This is a genomic window from Roseobacter sp. CCS2, assembly GCF_000169435.1.
Classification (GTDB): domain Bacteria; phylum Pseudomonadota; class Alphaproteobacteria; order Rhodobacterales; family Rhodobacteraceae; genus Yoonia.
Genome location: NZ_AAYB01000001.1, coordinates 1,270,986 through 1,291,866, shown reverse-complemented (window position 1 = coordinate 1,291,866; position 20,881 = coordinate 1,270,986). Strand labels below are relative to the sequence as shown.

Annotated in this window: 20 protein-coding genes; 12 read left to right on the top strand and 8 right to left on the bottom strand. The window is 53.2% G+C overall.

Going from position 1 to position 20,881, the window contains the following annotated elements:
* The first annotated feature begins 79 nt into the window (after window positions 1-79).
* From RCCS2_RS06545 to RCCS2_RS06510, 8 genes are all read left to right on the top strand, one after another.
* Window positions 80-2,119 carry a putative bifunctional diguanylate cyclase/phosphodiesterase gene (locus RCCS2_RS06545; RefSeq protein ID WP_008232494.1) on the top strand — a complete coding sequence of 680 codons (2,040 nt, stop codon included), beginning with the start codon at window positions 80-82 and terminating at the stop codon, window positions 2,117-2,119.
* A gap of 68 nt (window positions 2,120-2,187) precedes the next feature.
* Window positions 2,188-2,799: a ribonuclease D gene (locus RCCS2_RS06540; protein ID WP_008232493.1), complete on the top strand. Its 612-nt coding sequence runs from the start codon at window positions 2,188-2,190 to the stop codon at window positions 2,797-2,799.
* Window positions 2,799-3,767 carry a KpsF/GutQ family sugar-phosphate isomerase gene (locus RCCS2_RS06535; protein WP_008232485.1) on the top strand — a complete coding sequence of 323 codons (969 nt, stop codon included), beginning with the start codon at window positions 2,799-2,801 and terminating at the stop codon, window positions 3,765-3,767. The genes RCCS2_RS06540 and RCCS2_RS06535 overlap by 1 nt, the downstream gene beginning before the upstream one ends.
* A 2-nt stretch (window positions 3,768-3,769) precedes the next feature.
* Window positions 3,770-4,372: an LPS export ABC transporter periplasmic protein LptC gene (locus RCCS2_RS06530; RefSeq protein WP_008232483.1), complete on the top strand. Its 603-nt coding sequence runs from the start codon at window positions 3,770-3,772 to the stop codon at window positions 4,370-4,372.
* 17 nt (window positions 4,373-4,389) lie between these two features.
* On the top strand, window positions 4,390-4,875 hold the full coding sequence (locus RCCS2_RS06525) for an LptA/OstA family protein (protein ID WP_008232482.1): 486 nt from the start codon (window positions 4,390-4,392) through the stop codon (window positions 4,873-4,875).
* Window positions 4,875-5,639, top strand: a complete 765-nt coding sequence (gene lptB, locus RCCS2_RS06520; RefSeq protein ID WP_008232481.1) for an LPS export ABC transporter ATP-binding protein — start codon at window positions 4,875-4,877, stop codon at window positions 5,637-5,639. Before RCCS2_RS06525 ends, lptB begins: the two co-directional genes overlap by 1 nt.
* Window positions 5,640-5,876: 237 nt before the next feature.
* A complete protein-coding gene (gene hpf / locus RCCS2_RS06515) occupies window positions 5,877-6,452 on the top strand; it encodes a ribosome hibernation-promoting factor, HPF/YfiA family (protein ID WP_008232480.1) in 576 nt (191 codons plus the stop codon).
* A 29-nt stretch (window positions 6,453-6,481) separates the two neighbouring features.
* Window positions 6,482-6,946 carry a PTS sugar transporter subunit IIA gene (locus RCCS2_RS06510; protein WP_008232478.1) on the top strand — a complete coding sequence of 155 codons (465 nt, stop codon included), beginning with the start codon at window positions 6,482-6,484 and terminating at the stop codon, window positions 6,944-6,946.
* Here the strand turns inward: RCCS2_RS06510 and RCCS2_RS06505 are convergent.
* The 7 genes from RCCS2_RS06505 to cysQ form a co-directional block, all read right to left on the bottom strand.
* Window positions 6,943-8,376 (bottom strand): sulfotransferase family 2 domain-containing protein, encoded by a 1,434-nt coding sequence (locus tag RCCS2_RS06505; protein WP_008232477.1) that lies wholly within the window; start codon window positions 8,374-8,376, stop codon window positions 6,943-6,945. The genes RCCS2_RS06510 and RCCS2_RS06505 overlap by 4 nt on opposite strands.
* A complete protein-coding gene (locus RCCS2_RS06500) occupies window positions 8,373-10,076 on the bottom strand; it encodes a DUF5927 domain-containing protein (protein ID WP_008232476.1) in 1,704 nt (567 codons plus the stop codon). The genes RCCS2_RS06505 and RCCS2_RS06500 overlap by 4 nt, the downstream gene beginning before the upstream one ends.
* Entirely contained in the window at window positions 10,073-11,083 is a 1,011-nt protein-coding gene (locus RCCS2_RS06495) for a glycosyltransferase family 2 protein (protein WP_008232475.1), read from the bottom strand. Before RCCS2_RS06495 ends, RCCS2_RS06500 begins: the two co-directional genes overlap by 4 nt.
* Before the next feature lie 39 nt (window positions 11,084-11,122).
* Window positions 11,123-12,151 (bottom strand): glycosyltransferase family 2 protein, encoded by a 1,029-nt coding sequence (locus RCCS2_RS06490; protein WP_008232474.1) that lies wholly within the window; start codon window positions 12,149-12,151, stop codon window positions 11,123-11,125.
* 5 nt (window positions 12,152-12,156) lie between these two features.
* Window positions 12,157-13,050: a UTP--glucose-1-phosphate uridylyltransferase gene (locus tag RCCS2_RS06485; RefSeq protein WP_008232473.1), complete on the bottom strand. Its 894-nt coding sequence runs from the start codon at window positions 13,048-13,050 to the stop codon at window positions 12,157-12,159.
* A gap of 110 nt (window positions 13,051-13,160) precedes the next feature.
* Window positions 13,161-13,961, bottom strand: coding sequence for a 3-deoxy-manno-octulosonate cytidylyltransferase family protein (locus RCCS2_RS06480; protein WP_008232471.1), 801 nt, complete (start codon window positions 13,959-13,961; stop codon window positions 13,161-13,163).
* On the bottom strand, window positions 13,961-14,758 hold the full coding sequence (gene cysQ / locus RCCS2_RS06475; protein ID WP_008232469.1) for a 3'(2'),5'-bisphosphate nucleotidase CysQ: 798 nt from the start codon (window positions 14,756-14,758) through the stop codon (window positions 13,961-13,963). The genes RCCS2_RS06480 and cysQ overlap by 1 nt, the downstream gene beginning before the upstream one ends.
* Before the next feature lie 120 nt (window positions 14,759-14,878).
* On the opposite strand from cysQ, the gene RCCS2_RS06470 reads away from it, so the two are divergent.
* The 4 genes from RCCS2_RS06470 to radC all read left to right on the top strand — a co-directional run bounded on the left by RCCS2_RS06470 (window position 14,879) and on the right by radC (window position 19,835).
* Window positions 14,879-15,700, top strand: a complete 822-nt coding sequence (locus tag RCCS2_RS06470; RefSeq protein WP_037293279.1) for an ABC transporter permease — start codon at window positions 14,879-14,881, stop codon at window positions 15,698-15,700.
* A 205-nt stretch (window positions 15,701-15,905) separates the two neighbouring features.
* On the top strand, window positions 15,906-17,810 hold the full coding sequence (gene dnaK / locus RCCS2_RS06465) for a molecular chaperone DnaK (protein WP_008232461.1): 1,905 nt from the start codon (window positions 15,906-15,908) through the stop codon (window positions 17,808-17,810).
* A gap of 76 nt (window positions 17,811-17,886) precedes the next feature.
* Complete coding sequence (gene dnaJ, locus RCCS2_RS06460) at window positions 17,887-19,026, top strand: molecular chaperone DnaJ (protein ID WP_008232459.1); 1,140 nt, start codon at window positions 17,887-17,889, stop codon at window positions 19,024-19,026.
* 41 nt (window positions 19,027-19,067) lie between these two features.
* Window positions 19,068-19,835, top strand: coding sequence for a RadC family protein (radC, locus tag RCCS2_RS06455; RefSeq protein WP_008232457.1), 768 nt, complete (start codon window positions 19,068-19,070; stop codon window positions 19,833-19,835).
* Here radC and RCCS2_RS17865 read toward each other — a convergent pair.
* Window positions 19,832-20,824, bottom strand: a complete 993-nt coding sequence (locus tag RCCS2_RS17865; RefSeq protein ID WP_156788438.1) for a hypothetical protein — start codon at window positions 20,822-20,824, stop codon at window positions 19,832-19,834. The two genes, radC and RCCS2_RS17865, sit on opposite strands and share 4 nt — an antisense overlap.
* Between the last annotated feature and the right edge of the window lie 57 nt (window positions 20,825-20,881).

Genomic DNA, 20,881 nt, shown 5'->3' with positions numbered 1-20,881 from the left:
GTATTTTAACTGCCTCGCCGCAACGCTCCTTTAATGAATCCAAGTCCATACTTCTGCGACCTAGTTGCAGGAATCATGCATGCTCGCGACCCAAAATCAGGCTGAAAATGCGACAGCCAGTCTTTTCCTGCGCAAGCCGGATCGGCTGTGGCTGCATTACTGTTCTGCGTTGGTCATTGTGCTGTGTCTGATTGTGGCAACCTATCTGTTGAACCGCACGATGCTGGAAAAAGGGTTAATCGCAGCAGATGGTATCACAAGCAGCAATGAACATGTCCTGCTGGCGCAAGATATTGTTGGTTTCTCGAATGATCTGCTTCTTGTTGGGTCAACGGACTTTGCCGCATTGGAAAAAGCGATCAACAGGTTCGAAGCCGTCTATAGCGATATTCTGACAACACAGGTCCGGTCAGATTTGGTGAATGACCACTTTTTCGGGCAAAACGCACAAGTGCATCAACGCATACGCGCCTTTGCAAATATCGCTAAACAATTGTCAGATGCACCGCCTGACGTGCAACTTACGCTGAATATCAGACTTCGTCGGATTTACGAAAATGGGCTGATAGCCGACCTGCGAGTGACGCCAGATCTGGTCGCCAAACAATTGGCGATCGAAGCTGCGCATTTCACCACCTTGCAACGTGCGATGCTTGCGGCCTCTGCCATTGTGCTTTTGGCCGAAGCGCTATTCATCTTTTTGCCCGCGCAACGATCTGTGCAATCCAATTTGCGCGCGATGCGACAGACAACAAACGATCTGCGCAATTCGCAAACGCAACTCAAAAAGATGAACACGCAGTTGGAGCATACTGTCAGACATGATCAACTGACAGGGCTGCCCAATCGTAGATCACTGATCGAATACATTGGGAATACCGTATCAAATAAAGACGCTGACGAGCGTAGCTTGCTTTTGGTTGGTCTTGATGACTTTAAGTCGGTCAATGACACCATGGGTCATGATTATGGCGATGCACTGCTGATTGCGGTCAGTCAGGCCCTTAAAAACTGCGTTGATTATGACAATTTGGTTGCGCACGTCGGTGGGGATGAGTTTGCGTTAATCTCCAGGGAACCGACCCCTTATCTCATCGAACGGATTACCGCTTCACTTCAAGAACCATTTCACATCAAAGGTCGGCGCATTCCCATCAATGCCAGTATCGGTCATCTACAGATGGGGGACCTTGAAAGGACACCGCTCGATATTCTGGCTGATGCTGAAATCGCGCTTCAATACGCCAAAAACAGCGGTGGAAACCGCGCGCAGGCCTTTACGCAGCATCTGCGGGACGATCTGGGCATGATGCAACAACTGCAATTGGATTTGATGGATGCAATCCGCAACGGTGAAATCGAACCTTGGTTTCAGCCACAAGTGCGTCTAGCAGATGGGCAGTTACACGGTGCTGAGGTCTTGGCGCGCTGGCGGCATCCGACCCGCGGCTTGCTCACACCAGATAAGTTCATGCCCGCAGCAGAGCGTGCGGGGCTGATGATTGATCTTGATCATGCAATCTGGCGGGCCGCGATGGATTTGGCGAAAAACTGGGAAGCCTCAGATGTTTGGCAGCCTGTGATATCGCTGAACGCAGCACCGGATACAATTTCAGACCCACATTTGCTTGAACGTTTCTTGCTTGCGCTGCAGCGGTCTGGTTTGAATGCTGATCAGGTGATCGTTGAAGTTCTGGAAACCACGCTGATCGACGGTAAAGACGATATCGCTGCCATCAATATCGACAGCCTTGCCGATTGCGGGATCGCGCTGGAACTGGATGATTTCGGCACCGGCTACGCGTCTTTGTCCAAGCTGACGCAATTGCCATTGGCCGGTATCAAACTGGACAGGTCACTTGTGGCACCACTGCCTGATCAGGCAGCGGATAGCATCATTCGGGCCATTCTGGCCCTTGCAGCCGAACTGGGATTGCATGTCGTGGCCGAAGGCGTGGAGGAAGATGAGCAAGCGGTTCACCTTAATGCGCGCGGTTGCGGCGTTGGACAAGGCTATGGATTTGGTAGACCGATGCCGCCAGATGCGTTCACCCGCTGGCTTGAACAACATGCCAAAACACCGCCTCAGGTTGGGCCCGACATGGCGCGTTTCGCCTGAACCACTTGAGGATCACGTAGACAAGCCGTATCTGGGGCTGGTTAAGGCTGACCAGAAAAGGGCGACACATGGCCAATCACCTCTATCAGAACGATTTGCCCGATGGGTTGGACCTTGGTCCTGTTGTTGCGATTGATTGCGAAACGATGGGGCTGAACCCGCATCGTGACCGTCTTTGCCTGATCCAGATGTCAGGCGGCGATGGTGATTGCCACCTTGTGCAGGTCACACCGGGCCAAACAGCGGCGCCCAATCTGTGCGCGATGCTTGAAAACCCTGATGTATTAAAGCTTTTCCATTTTGGCCGCTTTGATATTGCAGCGCTATTAAACGCTTTCGGTGCACTGACAGCCCCTGTCTACTGCACAAAAATCGCATCAAAGCTGGTGCGCACCTATACCGACCGGCATGGGTTAAAAACTCTGTTGCAGGATATGGTTGGGATCGACATCTCAAAGCATCAACAGCAAAGCGACTGGGGCGCGCCAAACCTGACGGATGCACAGCTTGACTATGCCGCCTCTGACGTTCTTTACCTGCATCAGTTAAAAGAAAAGTTCGACGTGCTTCTAGCCCGTGAACACCGGGCAGACGTGGCGCAATCCTGCTTCGATTTCCTGCCAACACGGGCCAAGCTTGATCTGGCCGGATGGCCCGACATTGATATCTTTTCGCACTGATGACCGACCACGCGATATTCCTGACCGCCGCACGGCGCGTCATTACGCAAGAAGCAAAGGCGCTGACCGTTCTGTCGGATCAGTTAGGCGACAGCTTTGGCGAAGCAATTGAATTGCTGTTGAACGCCAGTGGCCGGGTGATTGTGACCGGCATGGGTAAATCGGGGCATATCGCCCGCAAGATCGCGGCCACATTCGCCAGCACAGGCACACCTGCGCATTTCGTCCATCCGGCCGAGGCCAGTCATGGCGATCTGGGTATGATGACACGTGGTGATGTTGTGTTGGTGCTGTCCAATTCTGGCGAAACCCCGGAACTGGCCGACCTTGTCGCCTATACCCGGCGGTTTGGTATCGCGATGATCGGTGTTGCAAGCAAACCGCAAAGCACGTTGTTGCAACGCGCTGACGTCGCCATTGTGCTGCCACAACTGGGCGAGGCATGCGGCACCGGCGTTGTGCCTACCACCTCGACCACCATGACATTGGCGCTGGGCGATGCGCTTGCGGTCGCCTTGATGGAACATCGTGATTTCACACCTGAAAACTTTCGCGAATTCCATCCCGGCGGCAAACTTGGTGCGCAATTGTCCAAGGTATCGGACCTGATGCATGTGGCCAACGCTGTGCCGCTTGTCCCGGCAGACACACCGATGAGCGAAGCGCTTTTGGTGATCAGCCAAAAGGGGTTTGGCGTTGTGGGTGTGACAGATACGGATGACCGCCTAATCGGGATTGTGACCGATGGCGATTTGCGGCGGCATATGACGGGGCTGTTGGACCATACCGCCCGCGAGGTCATGACAGCACAACCAACCACAGTCGCACCCAATGCTTTGGCTGAAGAGGCCGTTGCGTTAATGAACGACAAAAAGATCACCTGCCTTTTTGCAGTTGATCCCGCAGGTCCAGGGACTGCGGCTGGGTTCATTCACATTCACGACTGCCTGCGCGCCGGGATCGTCTAGCCATGGTTCCTGCCGACAACACCTATTCACAGCTTGTCGGATGGGCAAAAATCATCCTGCCGCTTTGCGCGCTGGGCTTGTTGTCGACGCTTTTTCTGTTTGCCCGCTCGACGACAGAACCGAGCGAGATTGCGCTGGCAGAGGTCGAAGCGATCGCGCGCGAACAACGCGTCTCTGCGCCCGAATTTTCGGGACTGACGGATGATGGGGCCGTCATCGTAATCTCTGCCAATTCGGCGCGCCCGCATTACACCCAGCCCGACAAAGTCAGTATTGATGGCATAAGGCTGCGCATGGACAACACCGATGGCAGCAATATCGACGTTACCGCAACGCAGGGCGAAATTGATGGCAGCACCCAAATAGCAAGCTTTCTGGGACTTGCGCGCCTTGTCACGTCCAGCGGTTATGAGATGGAAACGAACGGATTAATCGCAGAGTTGGAAACCGGACTGGTCACCAGCAACGGATTATTGGAAATTCGCGCGCCATTCGGCCAACTGACCGCTGGAAAAGTGACCTTTCAGGTGGCATCAGAAGATATCGCGCAGCAGATGCTGTTCACCGACGGCGTCCGCCTGCTATACGTACCGCAGACCCCGTAACCAAGGATAAGGCACCTATGCTTCGACTAATCGCCATTTGTGCATCCCTTTTTGTTGCGACAGCGGGTGCAGCCTATGCGCAAACCAACGTCAATTTGGGTGGAATCACGGTTGATACATCAGCTGCGATTGAAGTCACCGCAGACAGCCTGTCCGTCGATCAGGCCAGCGGCAAAGCTATTTTCGACGGCAATGTCATTATCGGCCAGGGTGATTTACGTCTGACAGCAGGCCGGGTTGAGGTGATTTACGGCGCGGATACATCACAAATCGCACGGTTGATTGCGACCAAAGGTGTGACTTTTGTGACTGCAGAAGAGGCTGCCGAAGCACAAGAAGCCGACTATGATATCACAACTGGCCTTTTGATTTTGGCAGGTGGCGTTTTGCTGACGCAAGGCCCAAGTGCGATTTCTGCCGATCAGATGACGATCAATGTGACCGATGGCACCGCCGCAATGGATGGCCGTGTGCGCACCGTCCTGCAACAAGGTGGCAACTGATGAAAGACGCCAGCCCCCAATTGACAGTGCAAGAAGGCGATGTTGGATTGCATATTGTCAACTTGCGCAAAAGCTATCGCAAACGGCCCGTCATTCGTGACGTTAGTATTGATCTGGCGCGTGGTGAGGTTGTCGCACTGTTGGGCCCCAACGGTTCTGGCAAGACCACGTGCTTTTATTCCATCGCCGGGCTTGTAACCCCTGAAGGTGGACGCGTCATCATTGATGGTCGCGATGTTACGACCCTGCCAATGTATCGGCGTGCCCAGCTTGGCATCGGGTATCTGCCGCAGGAAATGTCGATTTTTCGCGGCATGTCCGTTGAAGATAATATCATGTCGATCCTTGAAATCAGCGTATCCAGCAGCCACCGCCGCCGTGAGCGGCTGGAAAAACTGCTGTCAGAGTTTTCAATCGAACATTTGCGCCGCGCGTCAGCGATGGCGCTGTCAGGTGGTGAACGCCGCCGGGTTGAGATTGCGCGCTGTCTTGCCGCAGGGCCGAAATACGTTCTGCTGGACGAACCTTTTGCAGGCGTCGATCCGATTGCAGTGGGTGAAATCCGGCATCTAGTCGCTGATCTGAAAAACCGCGGTATTGGCGTGCTGATTACGGATCACAACGTGCAGGAAACACTGCAAATCGTCGATCGCGCCTATATTCTGCATGATGGCAAAGTCCTGATGAGCGGAACCACCAGCGAAGTGATCGAAGACGAAAATGTGCGCCGCGTCTATCTTGGTAACAACTTCCGTGTGAACTGATTCTTTTGGCGGATTAACCACTGCATCATTGACAACAGACAGGGATTCATCGCCAAATAGAGGTGATGACGAACCCGATTACTTTCCCTGCGTCTTTGCCGGTAAATCACCGGCCTGTTCAGGTAAGGTTAACGATATCAGGGTGTTATCGGTATCCACTCATATGACAGAACGCAGTTGGTACCGGTTTTCCGGGCCAACTGATCCATCCTGTCATGACCCAGTAAAGGAGAAACGATGCGTTACCAGATCAGCGGAAAGCAAATCGACATTGGTGCAGCCCTGCAAACTCATGTGAAGACAGAGTTGGACGATATTCTAAGCAAGTATGCTGGACGGCCGACCGAAGCTTACGTTGTTTTTTCAAAGTCGGGCCATGAATTTGTCTGCGAAGCCGTTGTGCATCTTTCAACAGGACTGACCGCACAGGCGACTGGTAAAGCAACCGAAATTTATGCTGCTTTTGATGCAAGTTCTGAAAAAATGGACAAGCAGTTGCGCCGGTATAAACGCCGCCTGAAAGACCACCATAAGGAGCGTTCACAACCTGTTGAACTTTCGGACGCCGGATCATATATCCTCGAATCAAGAGATGAGACTGATGAGGTTGAGCAAGATTCTGTAAACGCAATGATCGTCGCAGAGATGGAGACGAAAATTCCGTCCCTGTCTGTTGGTGAAGCGGTCATGCAGATGGAACTTGCAAGTTCGCCGGTACTGGTGTTCCGGAACGAAAAACATAATGGGGTGAACGTCGTTTACAGACGTGACGACGGAAACATTGGCTGGATCGACCCGCGTACATCGGGTTAGACCCGCGCATCAAGTGAAAGATACGATCAATGCAACTTGGCACTATTCTGAAAGCGGATGCGGTAAAATCTATTGCATCTTGCACCAGCAAGAAGCGTCTTTTTCATGATCTGGGCGAACTTGCTGAGGCAAGCTATGACCTGAACGCTGTTGATGTGATCGACGCGTTGATTGATCGTGAAGGTTTGGGCCCAACCGGTGTTGGCCAGGGCATTGCCCTGCCGCATGCTCGCATGACCAGCGCAAATGGTGTTTTTGGCCTGTTCCTGCGCCTTGAAAAGCCGCTTGATTTTGATGCGGTTGATCGTCAGCCCGTTGATCTGGTATTCGCGCTGATCGCGCCAGAGGATGCTGGCGTTGACCACCTCAAAGCGCTGGCGCTTGTGTCACGTACACTGCGGGACAAGTCGATTTGTACGAAACTGCGCGCCAACAGCGATGCAGGCACACTACACACAATCCTGACCGAGCTTGAAGCGTCGCAAGCGGCCTAAGCCCAGTTTCCAAATCCGAATACTGCGTAATCGCGCGCGTAAGCTGCGCGCGCTGCATCTTCAAGCGTTTGATCATAAATGGCCGCAAGGCGCCCCTGCCATTTGTGGGCTGTATGGCCCAAAGCGGGCGTATTTGGCAGGTTCATTTGCTGGGCCAAATGATGCAGGTCTTCGCGCAAATTCTCTTCACGCAGCACAAGATCAGGGACGGCAAACTGCGCCATGCCTTGCAAAAGCGTCAACTGGCTGGCCCATGACGGATCAACCCGGATACTGGTCTGGCCTGCCAAATTCATTTTGAGAAACGTCAGGAACCCCAGCATCGCCTGCTTGTGATCCTGATCTGAATAGATGGCGGGATCATCCAAAGCTGGTGCATCATCAGGGATTTTCAGCTTATGCACCCTGATCAGATTGGCCCGAATTTCGGGCAGACGACGCGGACCATCCAGCAGGATCCGATCACAGAATGCAGCATGCGCGCGCGCCAAAGGATGGCGCAGCACGGCAAAGCTACGATGGGGCTGCTGCCTTTCCTGCCATTGGCGCAGTGATTTTTGCGAAAACTTTTCAAGCAATGCATCAGTCGGTGCACCATCAACAGCGGCCAGCCACTGCCGCACTGCCCGGTCGGGCCCGGACCGCAGCGGCATATACATCAGCCCAGTTGTGGGGGCCGCGATATAAGTGGGAATGGCAGGACCGCGTTTGGGTTCAAAATGCGGGGTACGTGATAGGTCAAACGGATCGATACGGGCCAAAGCATCTGTCATCTGATCGTAGTTTTTGACCTTCTGGTTCAGCGGCTCTGGGTTTTGTTTCTTCAGTTTCTTGTTCACGTTTGACAGGCGCGCATCCACGCTCAGAAACTGTGCCAACCCGTTCAGCACATCAACATCGCGCAGGTCATCATAGTTGATATGAAAGGCCGTCTGACCGCTAAGTTGAAGTGCGCGTTGAATGCTGGTCTGAAAAGATTGAATAGCTTCAAGATGCGCTTCAAACGCCTTTGGATCGAAGGTGATTGCCATTGATTTAGAGTGGGTTGCGTTGGTCAGTTTCCATTGTCCTGTCGCTTGCGCGATTTTCCAACTTACAAAGCTGTCCAGCGGATTGCGCGTCAGAATGACTTTGGCGCAATAGGGATCATCAATGCAGGTGTCCAACACACGTGGGTCGTGATCGTGAAAAAACCGAAAACCCCCCAGATCATCGCTGTCTTTGATCTTTTGCAGCAAGGCATGCGGATCCTTTTCGCGGGCATCCCGGTCAATACCCAGCACCTCGTCAATCTTCGGGTATCCGACGAAAGACGGATTAAATGCCTCTCCATGACAACTGATACCATCAAGCATATTCAGGTTGGCTTCCAACAGGTTTGATCCTGTGCGCATTTCGGCCAGCAGAATGAAAGACCGAAACCTGCTCATTTCGTGCTGATCACATAAGGTTTGCGGCGCGATATTGGTTTGGGCGCTTGGGTGTTTCCGACCGTGATGTCACCGGTCAGGAACGGATGCATGCCTTGGTTTTTCAGGTCCTGCAGGAAGTCGGGCAACCCTGTTAAATCAGCCATCTTTGGCACTTCTTTCAGCGCATTTCCCCGGTGGCCCGCGATTTCGTCAATGATCGTTTGCAGAACATCCATAGGTGCCTCGATGAACTGCGCTAACGTCATAATATTGATCCGCGCCCGCGCATCAGGTGAACGCAGAACCTTTAAAAACTTATCCTCAATCCGCTGAAGGCGTGCTGCTTCGGCGCGTATATCACTGGCTGACCGGCCTGATGAAAACAGCGGGATCGACCACGCGCCAGAGACAACCCAGATGCTGGCGTTGGTATCCTTGGCAAGGGTCCAGCAAATGTCTTGGGTGTCCGCAGGGCCAAACTGAAAGCAATGATGCTCGTCCCGGCCATTCCAGATCAGGTTCGTCAGGAACATCTTGCCATTGTAATCGCGCAGCCGCGCGTTGTCTGACAGCCCGCCGCGGTACACATCACTGTCATCTGCAAAATGTGCGCGGTCCTTTGCAAACAGGTGCCCATGCACCTGCGCACCTGTCTGTCGGGTAAGCCATGGCTGAAAATCAGGAAAGACATCACTTAAACCTTGCAAAACAGCATAGGGCGCAGCGGCGACGTTGGTTTGCCGATCAATGCTTGGATAGCGGCTTTGCATATAAAGGCCTGCGCGGCCAAGCGTGCGCCGCTCTACCGCTTGGGAAAAGACCCTGTCGACGGCGCCGGAATTGGGTTCTTCAGCAGCACCAAGCGGATCGCTGGGCAGCGGAAACATCTGATAAAGCTGGTCTGCATCGCGCCAGATTTTACGTGCAACAAAGCTTTTTGAGCGTTGCAGCAGTTCTGCATGATCATCGAAAAAGATGTGCGGCTTACCTTGATAGTCGAACTTAGCCAGTGTCAGTGACCGGCTTTCCACCTTGCGCGTATGCAAGCGGGTCAGGGTTTGATAATAGCTTTCGTCCGGAATCCAGACTTTGCGGAAATAGGCGTCATATGTGTCGCGGTTAGGGTCTTGCAGGATCGCATCAAGGGTCTGTCGCGTCAGGCACCACCACTGTGATCCCATATGTGGTCTGATCCCTTCGGGGATGTTGCGCCGATACCCCAGGATCTGTTGCAGTTTGACAAACCAATCGAACAGACGACGATGCTTTTTCCACGCGAACGGAAACCTAAGCGTGAACCTTTCCCGGTCCAATCCACCAACCGTCCACGGCACATCTGCGGTCGTCGCACTTTCGATAAAATCGGTGTCAGGCTGCGCTTTCAAGTAACCGATAAGATCGGCAATTGAGCGTAACGGCAGACAAGCCCCGGACGCGAGAAATGCATGTTGCACATCAGGAAAATCCTCAAGCAAAACAGTCGCCGCCTCTTGCGATGCAGCAACCAAACCCCAAGTCCCCCACTCGCACCGGTGCCGCGCACAAAAGCGCACATCAGCCAAGTCGGCCACGGACCGCATAAAGGCGTCATAAGTCGCGTCAGGAACGTTACTATCAACATGGACAACAACCGGGCACGCAGCGGCGGCCCAATGGCGCACCATCTGTTCGGCCCGATCAAATGCGGTGTGCACCAACATGATGACACCCAAGCTCATGCCCAGTTCCCCTTGGACATCAGGCCCAGCACCTCGAGCTGGCGCCAGTTGATGTATTGCTCGCTCCACTGGCACCAAAGATCGGGGTCTGTGCCGTGGCGTTCCGCATATGTCTTGTATTCTTGGCCATTGCGATAATGTTCAGCGCGCTGCGCTTCTTCGGTTGCCCGATCGCCAAAGGTGTTCAGGAACTTGGCGTGCAGCAAGATGCCAGAGGTCTTTTCACCCCCTTGCTGATCATAAACAAGGTTGAGCCCCCGTGGCAGCATCATATGCGTCGAGCTGACATAGGCATAGGGTTTGCGCCATTTCACAAATGGGATTTTGTTTAGTGCAGGTGCTTGCTTTGGCTTGGCCGCAAAGAAACTGCGTGCACGCGGGCCGCCTTGAATCCAAAGGTTTTTCAGCAATTTATTCTGCGTCATGAAATAATTGCCAGGGTCGAACCAACTGGCTGTTTCAAACGGGTTATCGCCGCGCGCGTATTCTGTCTGACCCACCGGACCCTTGGGGTACATATCCAGCAGCATCGCCCCGAATGAACGCACCTCTGACGCATCCAGCCAATCGGCCAGCGCACGAATAGGCCGGGTATCGCAAAACGGGTAGACAAAAAATTCGTCAACATCGACGGTCAGCGCCCAGCGGCCATCAGCGTATCTGCCTTGCAGATAGGTCAGCCAATCAACACCATAACGGGCCTCACCATAAGGTGCATCAGTGCGCCACAAAGACACGTCGGGTTGTTCTTGCGCAAAAGCGGGGCCGTTGTCTGCACTGCCGTTATCAATCATCAGAAAGTGGTTGATACCCAGCTTGCGATAATAATCGAAAAAGAACGGCAGTCGCACATCTTCGTTGCGGAAGGTGCAGAACAGCAGCACATCATCGGGGCCAATATCGCTGGTGCGGTCAGACACGGCCTGCAACTCGCGCCCTTTGCGCAAGGCACGCGCACGCCAGTGCTTGCGCTGCCACCGCAGCCGATATGAAGTCAAAAAGCCCACGCCTGAAGTTACCTGTTTGTCCCGTTACCACTTACCATATCAGACCCAACGCCCCTTGGACATCAATCCTAACTCAACCAATTGCGCAGGCCCCTCGTAACGGCAAGACCCTTCATGCCAAAGGTCGGGGTTTTCAGTCAGCCTGCGATGATAGTCTTGATACAAGGCTGTGTTCTGAAAATGCTGCCCGCGTGTCAATTCTTCGGCAGATTTCGCACCGACAATGGGCAGGAATTTGGTATGCAACAGGGCACCACTGACCTTACTGTCGCCTTCAAGGTCAAACACATCATGCAGCCGTGTGGGCAGGATCTGATGGGTTGAACTGACATAAACATAGCGCCACGACCAACGCACCAGCGGCGTTTTGTTCAGCGTTGGCGCGCGCGCAGGTTCATTCGCGAAAAAGACGCGTTCGCGCACACCGCCTTGTATCCAAAGGTTGTGGTAATATGGATGCACTTGGTTGCGATAGTTGTCCGGATCAAACCAACCCAGTGTTTTGGTCGGATCATCCCCCGGCACATAGGTGGCGGACTGCAAAGGCCCTTTTGGATAAAGCTCAAGCAGCAACGCGCCGAACGATGCCTCGCCCCTTTCATCCAACCAAGATGTCAGCGCCCGAAGATCACGGTTTTCGCACTCAGGATACGTCAAAAGTTCGTCTGCATCGACGGTCAGACACCAATGCTTGTTTCCATATTGCCATTGTAACCAGCCAAGCCAATCCATCCCAAAACGTGATAACCGATAACTATGCGTTGTCGTCCACAATGACACATCAGGCTGTTCTGCCAGAAACGCAGCCGTACCATCATCACTGCCGTTATCAACAAACAGAAAATGGTTAATTCCAAGTTTGCGGTAATAAGCCAAAAAATGTGGGAGCCTGACGATTTCATTGCGCACCGTTGAAAAGGCAAGGATTGCATCAGGGGAAATTTGTGCTGTCCGGTCAGTGGATAACGATAGCTCTTTACGTTTGCGCCATATCCGAAACAGAAATCGCCTGCGTTTCCAACGCAGGCGATAAGCATGCCAAAGGCCGGTCTTGGGCAATGACAGCAAAGACCTTATTGCGCAGCCTGCTTGGCCACATGCAGGTCCGTCAAAAATGCATCAAGTTCATCACGCAGATCGTCGCGCGCCAATGCGAACGCCACGGTGGCCTGCAAAAAGCCCGCCTTGGAACCACAGTCGTAACGTTCACCTTCAAACCGATAGCCAAACACATCACGACCTGATTGGATTTCTTCTGCGATTGCATCGGTCAGCTGAATTTCACCACCGGCGCCACGCCCGATATTGTCAAAATTCGCAAGCACCTGCGGCGTCAGAATATACCGCCCGATCACGGCCAGATTGGACGGCGCCGTTCCCGCTGCGGGTTTTTCAACCATGCCACGCGCGGTTACGATACGCGGGCTTTGATCTGCAACATCCAGCACACCATAAGACGATGTTTGCGCTGGCGATACTTCCATTGTGGCAACCATCGCACCACCGGTTTCCTGATACGCCTCGACCATCTGCTGCAAACATGGTTTTTCGCCTGCAATCACGTCATCAGGTAGAATGACGGCAAAAGGCTCATCCCCGATCAACTTGCGCGCGCAGGATACAGCATGCCCAAGGCCCAGCGCTTTATGTTGACGCAGGTAAGCAATGGTGCCGCTATCCATGTTGGTGTTGCGCAGAATTTCCAGCAGTTCGGTTTTGCCAGACGCCTCAAGCGAGGCTTCCAGATCAGGTGCCAGATCAAAGTAATCTTCCAGCGCAGATTTGCCGCGTGAAGTCACGAAAATAAAATCTTCAATCCCAGCGGCACGGGCTTCGTCGATGGCATATTGAATCAGTGGACGATCCACCAATGTCATGATCTCTTTCGGGACGGATTTGGTCGCGGGCAGAAAGCGTGTTCCCATGCCAGCGACGGGGAAAATGGCTTTTGATACTTTTCTGTTCATAAATTTGATCCTCAAAACAATTTGCACTCAAGTAACAGCTTATCCGCGACAGTATAAAGACAAAGCCAAAGGATTTCAGCCTTCTTGCGCAAGAAATCGCGCGCGACTGCCTAGTCTTGACCCATCTCTGCCAACATTGCCTCTATACGAGGCACATCTTCAGGGTTGTTCAATTCCCAAAACTGGCGGCCTTTGGCAGCCACCTCGACGCATAGCATCGGCACGCCGCGTTCAAGAAAGCGTAATTGCTCTAGCCCTTCGAGTTGTTCCAGCGGTCCGGCACCCCATTGCGCATAAGCTGCCAGCGCTTTTGGTCGGTAGGCATAGACGCCAACGTGATGAAAAACAGGTGTTTCATCATGATCTGCAAAGTCCTGGCCGGTGTAAGGAATAACCTCTTTCGAAAAATATAGCGCATTGTAATCAGCGCCAAAAACGGCCGTTGTCCCACCAACACGGCCCTCTTTGCGGTCTTGGAGCAACCCGTTAAGCGCCCGTCCTTCGGTGCGCAAAACCGGTGTTGCCACATCTGCGTTTGGGTTGTTGCGCAGCCCTTGAACAAGATCTTCGATAAACCACGCCGGGGTGAGCGGTGCATCGCCTTGCAAGTTCACAACGAGGTCAAAATCCCCTTCCAGCTTCTTCAACGTTTCGGCGCAACGTTCCGTCCCGTTCTGACAGGTGGCCGATGTCATCACGACCTCTGCCCCAAATGCCTGTGATGCATCTGCAATACGCGTGTCATCGGTGGCAATTACCACTTTCTCAATGCCCGCAACATCGCAAGCCGCGTCCCATGACCGGCGAATCAGGCTTTTTGCCGCGCCGCTGGCACCCCGCAATGTCACAAGCGGTTTGCCGGGATACCGGGTTGAGGCATAGCGCGCCGGAATAACGATCAGGACGGACATCAGGGTTGCTTTAGCTGCACACCGGGTGCGTAGGCGATGAAGAACGGGTTTTCAAACCCCGGTTTGCCATAGGCCAAAGTCGTATGATCATCAAAGCGAACGACCTCACCCCCTGCACCTTTCAAAACGGCATGTCCTGCGGCGGTATCCCATTCCATCGTGCGGCCAAGGCGCGGATAGATGTCCGCCTCTCCTGTCGCGACAAGGCAGAACTTGAGCGATGAACCCGCGCTTTTCATATCGGCTGTCGCGTATTTGTTGATGTAGTCATCGGTTGCCTGATCGCGGTGCGATTTCGAGGCCACAACCAAAAGCGCGCTATTGTCTGGGGTCGACACTTTGATCGGATGCGTCGCACCTGGCGCGTCTTTCGCGAAGGCACCTTCCTCTTCAACGGCAACACCGTTCGCGTCTGTATAAAACAAGCGGTCTTTGGCAGGGGCGTAGACGATGCCACGGATCGGCACGCCATTTTCGATGTAAGCGATGTTCACTGTAAAATCGCCGCGACGTTTGATAAATTCTTTCGTGCCATCCAGCGGATCAACGATCAGAAATGTGCTGACCGATTGCGCATGGGATGCTGCCTGTTCTTCGGTCACCAGCGGCGTATCTGGGAAGGCCGCGCGCAGACCGGCGCTGATGATGGCATCGGCCGCTTCATCGGCGATAGTAACCGGGCTCTCATCGCTTTTCGAACGTACCTCAAAATCGTCAGAGCCATAAATCTCCATGATCTTGTCACCAGCTTGCAAAGCCAGTTCGCGCATCACAATTGTCAGTTTCACAAAGTCCATAAAATATCACCTGTCATCAAAAAGCCCTGATCAGCCCGTTTATGCTGTTTCGTCAAACGATCAGCAAGGATATCGTGCGACAAACCTCGAAACAGCAAGAATGACCTGATCGGACCCACGATGTTTCAAACGCCAATTCATAGGACGCATGGCAGTAGCCTGCTTGGCATGCTTGAGGTGACCTATCATACAATCGTGCGGCAAGCCCGCAGCGGGCATCGGAACGCAGTGATTGCGATGGTGCTGAATATGGTGCAGGGTCTGACACTGATTGTCGCGTTTTTGCTATTTTATCAAATTTTGGGGCTTAGAAGTTCGCCCATTCGTGGCGATATGTTGCTTTATATCATGACGGGGATTTTTGTTTATCTCACTCACGTCAAATCTGTTGCCGCGGTGATGGGTGCCGCAGGGCCGACATCTGCTATGATGCTGCACCGCCCGATGAACACGATTATTGCGATTGTGGCAACGGCGGTATCCACGTTTTACCAGCAATTTGTCACGCTGATGATTATCCTGTTGGTTTATCATATCCTTCTGTCGCCCATCACAATTCACGATCCGATCGCCGCATTGGGTTTCTTGATCATGGCGTGGTTTTCAGGGTGCGCCGTGGGAATGATTTTTTTGGCGTTAAAGCCTTGGTTCCCCAAGTTTACTGCCATCGCCAAATCAATTTATGTCCGTGTGAATATGATCGCGTCGGGCAAGCTTTTTGTGGTGAACTCGCTATCCGCGTCGATGATCAACATGTTTGACTGGAACCCGCTTTTTCACATCATTGATCAGATGCGGGGCGCCGTGTTCCTGCATTATAATCCGCAATTCACCAGTTCAGACTACCCGATTTATGTCGCCCTCGTTCTGATTATGATCGGTCTGATGGGCGAATTCTTTGGACGACAGCACGTTTCACTTAGCTGGTTTGCCGGGCGATAAACCGCGCTTGCTCTGCCAAGGCGATAAAAACCGTTATTTTACGCGCGTCGCGGGCACTCTGGTGCTTGCAGCCCCAATACCGCATCCCTATATACGCCAAGATCGTAGATTCAGGGCGTGATCCTGAACTGCAAAAATGAAACTGGCGCGGGTGCCGAAAACGGGTTCGCGCTGCTCAAACCGCCTAACGTAGAGGGATTTGAAAATGGCCAAAGTTATTGGTATCGACCTGGGAACCACGAACTCCTGCATCGCCATCATGGATGGTGCAAAGCCACGTGTTGTAGAAAATGCCGAAGGTGCGCGCACAACGCCATCTATCGTTGCGTTCACAGATGATGAACGCCTTGTTGGCCAGCCGGCGAAACGCCAAGCTGTTACCAACCCTGAAAATACAATCTTTGCGGTCAAGCGTCTGATCGGTCGTCGGTTCGACGACAAGGACCTTGCCAAAGAGAAAAAGAACATGCCGTTTGAGATCATCAACGGCGGCAACGGCGACGCATGGGTCGAAGCCAAGGGTGAGAAATATTCCCCCAGCCAGATCTCTGCTTTCATCCTTGGTAAGATGAAAGAAACCGCCGAAAGCTATCTTGGCGAAGACGTGACACAGGCGGTTATCACGGTTCCTGCCTACTTTAACGATGCCCAGCGTCAGGCGACGAAAGACGCCGGTAAGATTGCGGGTCTCGAAGTTCTGCGTATCATCAACGAGCCGACAGCGGCTGCGTTGGCTTATGGCCTCGACAAGAAAGACAGCAAAACTATCGCGGTCTATGACCTTGGCGGCGGTACATTCGACGTCACGATCCTTGAAATTGACGACGGCCTGTTCGAAGTGAAATCCACCAACGGTGATACGTTCCTTGGTGGTGAAGACTTTGACATGCGCATCGTCAACTATTTGGCGGATGAGTTCAAAAAAGAGAACTCGGTCGATCTGACCAAGGACAAGATGGCGTTGCAGCGTCTGAAAGAAGCTGCTGAAAAAGCGAAGATCGAACTGTCATCTTCTTCCAGCACCGAAATCAACCAGCCGTTTATTTCTATGGGCTCTGACGGTCAGCCGTTGCACATGGTGATGAAGCTGACGCGCGCGAAGCTGGAAAGCCTTGTTGGCGATCTGATCAAAGCATCTTTGAAGCCTTGTAAAGAAGCGATCAAAGACGCGGGTCTGTCCACATCTGACATCGACGAAGTCGTGTTGGTTGGCGGTATGACACGCATGCCAAAGGTCAAAGAAGAAGTGGCCAAGTTCTTTGGTAAAGAAGCGCACCAAGGTGTGAACCCTGACGAAGTTGTGGCGATGGGTGCCGCCATTCAGGCCGGTGTTCTGCAAGGCGACGTCAAAGATGTGGTTCTGCTGGACGTGACACCATTGTCCTTGGGTATTGAAACCCTTGGCGGTGTGTTCACACGCTTGATTGACCGGAACACGACGATCCCAACGAAGAAATCTCAGGTCTTCTCGACCGCCGAAGACAACCAGAACGCTGTGACATTGCGCGTCTTCCAGGGTGAGCGTGAAATGGCCGCCGACAACAAGATGTTGGGCCAGTTCAACCTTGAAGATATTCCGCCAGCGCCACGTGGCCTGCCGCAGATCGAAGTGACCTTTGACATCGACGCCAACGGCATCGTTGAGGTCGGCGCCAAAGACAAAGGCACCGGCAAAGAACAGAAGATCACGATCCAGGCCTCTGGTGGTTTGTCGGATGACGACATCGAAGAAATGGTCAAGGACGCTGAAGCGAATGCCGAAGCTGACAAGGAACGCCGCGAGCTGGTGGATGCGAAAAACCAGGCGGAGAGCCTGATCCATTCGACAGAAAAGTCGATGGAAGAGCATTCGGATAAGGTTGATCCAACCACAATCGAAGCGATTGAACTGGCGATTGCCGCACTTAAGGACGATCTGGAAACAGAAAACGCCGATAAGATCAAATCTGGCGTCCAGAACGTAACCGAAGCGGCCATGAAGTTGGGTGAAGCGATCTATAAATCGCAGCAAGAAGCTGAAGGCGAAGTAGAGCCTGATGCGCCGGGTGCAGACGAAGAAATCCTCGATGCGGATTTCGAAGATCTGGATGACAACAAGCGTGACAACTAAGGCGTTACGCCGTCTGTGAATTGACCGGCCCGCAACCCGGGCCGGTCTTTTCCTTTCCCAAAGGGGGAATATCATCATGGCAAAACGTGATTATTACGAAGTGCTTGGCGTCGCGAAAGGTGCGGATGCCGCGACAATCAAGAAGGGTTATCGCCAAAAGGCCAAAGAACTGCACCCAGATCGCAATGCTGACAACCCAAACGCCGAAGCACAGTTCAAAGAGGCGAATGAAGCCTACGAAGTCCTGAAGGACGAGAACAAGAAAGCTGCCTATGATCGCTATGGTCATGCGGCGTTCGAAAACGGCATGGGTGGCGGCGGGCCGCGCGGCGGCCAAGGCGACTTTGGCAGCGCGTTTTCTGACGTGTTTGACGATCTATTCGGTGATTTCATGGGTGGCCGCGGTGGCGGTGGCCGTCGCAGTGCGGCCCAACGCGGCAATGACCTGCGTTATAACCTGCGGATCAACCTCGAAGATGCATTTGCTGGCATGCAGAAAACAATCACCGTACCCACGGCTGTAAGTTGTGGTGCCTGTAATGGCACCGGTGCCGAAGGTGGATCAGAACCGCAAACCTGCCCAACATGTTCCGGCATGGGGAAGGTCCGTGCGCAGCAGGGTTTCTTTACGGTTGAACGCACCTGTCCAACCTGTTCCGGCTTAGGTCAGATTATCAAAGACCCTTGCAAAACCTGCCATGGGCAAGGCCGCGTCGAAAAAGAAAAATCGCTGTCTGTGAACATCCCCGCTGGTGTTGAAACTGGCACACGCATTCGCCTTGCCGGCGAAGGCGAGGCCGGAATGCGCGGTGGGCCAACCGGCGATCTTTATATCTTTATCGAGGTACAGGACCACGCACTGTTCGAACGTGAAAGCACCAATCTATATTGCCGCGTGCCTGTGTCCATCGCGACCGCTGCTTTGGGCGGCGAGATTGAGGTGCCCACCATCGATGGCGGACGCAGCCGGGTAAAAGTGCCCGAAGGGTCGCAATCGGGCCGTCAAATGCGCCTGCGTGGCAAAGGTATGCCCGCACTGCGCGGCGGTAATACCGGTGATATGTTCATCGAACTGGCGGTGGAAACACCCGTTAAGCTAACATCGCGGCAGCGCGAAATTCTTAAAGAGTTTGACCAGCTGAGCGAAGACAACAACCCGCAAGGGTCCAGCTTCTTTGACAGCGTCAAAAGCTTTTGGGACTCAATGAAGAGCTAGCGTTAACCACGCGGTAACCATCGTTTTGGCAAAGTGGGCATATGACCCATTTTGCCGAAGCACCTTCCCTTTTTGCCGATCATGATGACGTGACCGAGGTTTTGCCTTTGCAAAAGGGCAAGGTCCCATCCTACATGCGCGATCATCGCAAAAGACTGCGCGAACGGTTCTTGTCTGGCGGTGCCGGGGCAATGCCGGATTATGAGATGCTGGAACTCGTCCTGTTTCGTGCAATCCCGCGGCAAGATGTGAAACCGCTGGCGCGTGCGCTGATTGACATCTTCGGTGATTTCAATCGCGTGCTGTCTGCATCGGCAGGGCAACTGCTGGCGGTAAGCGGGGTTGGCGATGCCGTTCTTTTGGAACTGAAAATTGTCGAAGCGGCAGCGCATCGATTGTCACGCGCTAAAATTATGCAACGTCATGTGCTGTCCAGTTGGGATGCGTTACTTGATTATTGTCACACCACCATGGCACATCGCGCAACAGAGCAGTTTCGCATTCTTTTCCTAGATACAAAGAACACCGTGATCGCTGATGAAGAACAGGCCAAAGGCACGGTCGATCATGTCCCGGTTTATCCGCGCGAGGTTGTGAAACGCGCGCTAGAACTGAATGCCAGCGCATTGATCCTTGTACACAACCACCCCTCTGGCGATCCAACGCCATCAGACGCCGATATTCAGATGACACGGCAGATTGATGCGGCTGCCAAATCACTGGGCATCATCGTGCATGATCACTTGATTATTGGGAAATCAAACGAAACCAGCTTTCGGGCGCTTGGTCTTTTTAATGGTGCTGCTTAGTTCGACACGATTGCCAAGTCAGAAAATTTATCTTGAAGAAACACGACTTCGCCTATCTTTTCGCAGGAAGGCATTTGCGCTGCAATTTCGCTTTGAATAAGCGTCTGTCCCGCGTTGGTCTGGATAGTCATCGCGTCCACCTCGCGTCCGCAGTTCTTTTCGGTCACGGTGACACCGACACGCAGGTCAACCGCACCGTCACGGTTCATCTGGCCCTCGGGAAAAGTGTAAACTTCGGCCTGATAAGGAATATCTGCATCAGCGTCGCCAAGATAGACGACGAAACCATTCTTGCCCTCGCGCGTATCCTCAGGCGAATGCAGGGACGCAGACCAAACATGACCAGGATCACCAATCTGCGCGCCGTTTTCCAGTGCATGCAGGCGCATGTTGTCCGATGTCATCCATTGTAGCACGGCACGATCGTACTGGCGCAATTCCGGCACAAAAATCTTTGTCGTGGCTTGCAGAATATTGTCAAATGTCACCTTGAATTCAGCGTCTGTCACCAGCGCGGGAATGCGGACAATTGCGTTGCCTTCGCCATCAGTATTTGCAGCGACTTTCATGCCGCTATGCGACACAGCAAAAGCCTGTTCTTCGGCGCAAGGGGCAGACAAGGACAAGGCAACCATCGCCGCAGGTTCACGCGCTGCAGACAGGGTGGCATCACACCCGGATACCGGCGAAGCCATAATCATCCCAAGGTTAGGTGCGGCCATTTCCGTATAAACCACATCAACAGCAACAACACGTTGCACATTGGCAGCGTGATCAAGTGGGGTAGTAACAATATTCGGCACGCCAAAAACAGGTTCGCCTTGCGCATTCGTCGACAGCATTAAAGATCGCGGGGCGTTGTTATAAAGTTCTTCGCTTTCCCCATCACCAACACGCGGCGTTGTTTCACCATATTGCACAAGAAACCCAAGGGTTACGGCAATGGTCAGCGTCGAAGCGACAGTTTTGATCGTGTTAAAGCGAGACATCCCCATCCCTCACAGCGGCAGAAAGCTGAGGGTAGGAATGCCGTGTTAACGTGACAT